This is a genomic window from Streptomyces sp. NPDC060028 (assembly GCF_042736725.1).
Lineage (GTDB): Bacteria > Actinomycetota > Actinomycetes > Streptomycetales > Streptomycetaceae > Streptomyces.
Genome location: NZ_JBHWVJ010000173.1, coordinates 1 through 2,190, shown reverse-complemented (window position 1 = coordinate 2,190; position 2,190 = coordinate 1). Strand labels below are relative to the sequence as shown.

General features: G+C 68.9%; 3 protein-coding genes. 2 read left to right on the top strand and 1 reads right to left on the bottom strand.

The annotated features are described in order from the left end of the window. Both ACFWBF_RS37215 and ACFWBF_RS37210 read left to right on the top strand, forming a co-directional pair. The coding region (locus ACFWBF_RS37215; protein WP_385609260.1) for an aldehyde dehydrogenase family protein at window positions 1–204 on the top strand (204 nt) is incomplete at its 5' end. A 152-nt stretch (window positions 205–356) separates the two neighbouring features. Then, window positions 357–1,958 carry an IS1634 family transposase gene (locus ACFWBF_RS37210; protein ID WP_254211644.1) on the top strand — a complete coding sequence of 534 codons (1,602 nt, stop codon included), beginning with the start codon at window positions 357–359 and terminating at the stop codon, window positions 1,956–1,958. A 172-nt stretch (window positions 1,959–2,130) separates the two neighbouring features. Here ACFWBF_RS37210 and ACFWBF_RS37205 read toward each other — a convergent pair. Next, on the bottom strand, window positions 2,131–2,190 hold a 60-nt coding region (locus tag ACFWBF_RS37205; RefSeq protein ID WP_385609261.1), incomplete at its 5' end, for a (2Fe-2S)-binding protein.

Genomic DNA, 2,190 nt, shown 5'->3' with positions numbered 1-2,190 from the left:
GAGCGCGGGGTCCGGTTCGCGCAGCGCATCGAGACGGGGATGATCCACGTCAACGACTCCACCATCGGGGACGAGCCGCTCGCCGCGTTCGGCGGGGAGAAGGCTTCGGGGCTGGGCCGGCTGAACGGCGACGCGACGGTGGAGGCCTTCACCACCCAGAAGTGGATCTCGGTCCAGCACGGGCGCGGCCACTTCCCCTTCTAGTCCCGTACTTCGCGGGTCGTTGATTCGTATGGTGTGACCGGTCCGGGAGTGTCCCGGACCGGTGGTGTGGCGTTGGTCCGGGTGTGTCGATGACTTCCCGGTCCCCGCGGCCACGGTCCCAGCGCCAGCGCTTTGAGTGCGTGGTGACATCCGTGGTGGAGAAGCGTCTGGGCGCTCTGCCTGTCGCTGCCGAGTTTCTGCGCCGGCTGGATGTTGCCGGGGTCGTCGATGAGGTGTGTCCGGGCGGCGCGAGCGCCCATCTGACCCACGGACAGGTCATCGAGGCACTGGTGGCCAACCGGCTGACCTCGCCCGCACCGCTGGTGCGGGTCGGGGACTGGGCCCGCACCTGGGCGGTGGAGGAGGTCTTCGGCATCACACCGGACCTGCTCAACGACGACCGTCTGGCCCGCGCGCTGGACGCGATCGCCCCGAAGCTGGAGGTCATCGCGGGCACCGTCGGTGCCCGGGCCATCACTGAGTTCGGGATCGACGTCTCCCGGCTGCACTGGGACATGACCAGCATGTCCGTCCATGGCGCCTTCCCCGCCGGTGACCAGGACGAGCGGTACCCGCTCATCGCCTGCAACGGGCATCCCAAAGACCGGCGCCTGGACCTGAAACAGGTCCAGGCCGGGCTCGCGGTGTCCGCCGACGGCGGTATCCCCGTGCACTCCCGGGTCTTCGACGGCGCCGCGGCCGAGGTCAGCCAGGTCGTCGGAGCGATGAAAGACCTCAAAGCGATGGCCGGCACCCACGAGTTCTTGATGGTCGCCGACTCCAAGCTGGTGTCCTACTCCAACATCACCGCCCTGCTTCAGGCCGGGGTGGAGTTCATCGCGCCCGTCCCGGCCGCGCAGATCAAGGACGAGTTCTACGCAGTCCTGGATCCTGAGGAGGCACAGCCCGTCGACTGGGTGCCCGCGCGGGACGAGAGGAAACCGGGGGCGGAACGGGAGACCTACCGGGTCCTGGAAGACGTTCATACGATGACCGGCCGCCGCAAGAGCGATCCACTGCTGACCGTGCGCCGGATCCTGGTCCATTCCACCGCCGTCGCGGCCGGCCAGCAGGCGGCCCGGGCCAAACGACTGGCCAAGGCTGCCGAAGACCTCGACAGGCTCACCGCAGCGGCGGGCGGACGGCACTACAAGACCCGGGAGAAGATCGTCGCCCGGATCGGCGTCGTCACAGCCAAACGCCGTGTCACCTCCTGCCTGCGGTGGCAGATCACCGAGGACGAGCAAGGCACCCCCGGCCTTGCCTGGCACTTCGACCAGGACGTACTCAAGGCCGAAGCAGCCGTCGACGGCTGGTACGCACTCATCACCAGCGTCCCGGCCGACAAGGCCGGCCCGGCCCAGGTCCTGATCCATTACAAGGGCCAGGGTGCGGTCGAACGGCGTTACCACGACTTCAAGGGCCCCCTCGCGGTCGCACCGGTCTTCGTGCAGCACAACCGGCGCGTCGCCGCGCTGATCCAGGTGATCTGCCTGGCCCTGCTCGTCTTCTGCCTGATCGAGCGGCAGGTCAGACGCGCGCTGGGCCCCGACGAGACCATGGCCGGTCTCTATCCGGACAACCGACGGGTCCGGCCCACCGGCCGGATGATCCTCTACCACCTCGGCGAACTCACCCTGCGGATCGGCAACGTCACCGACCCGCCAACCGTCCAGATCAACCGCGGCGTCCAACTCCACCTCCTCGATCTCCTCGACACCGACATCACACAAACCCGCTGGCCACAGACCTGAAACAGTCACCCGCGAAGTACGGGTCTAGTGGGCCGCCACGAGCGGACCTAGCGCCACGGGACGCGTCGGCGAGCCGGCGGTCGAAGACGACGTCACGGCGCTGCCGCGGGGCCATCGGGGAGCGGTGCAACCGCGCCCCGGTGGCCTGCGCCGGTTCGAACGGACCGCCCGCTCACCTGGTCCGCAGCACGCAGTCCCCGCACAGGCCGCCGCCGGGCACCTGGTAGTAGAG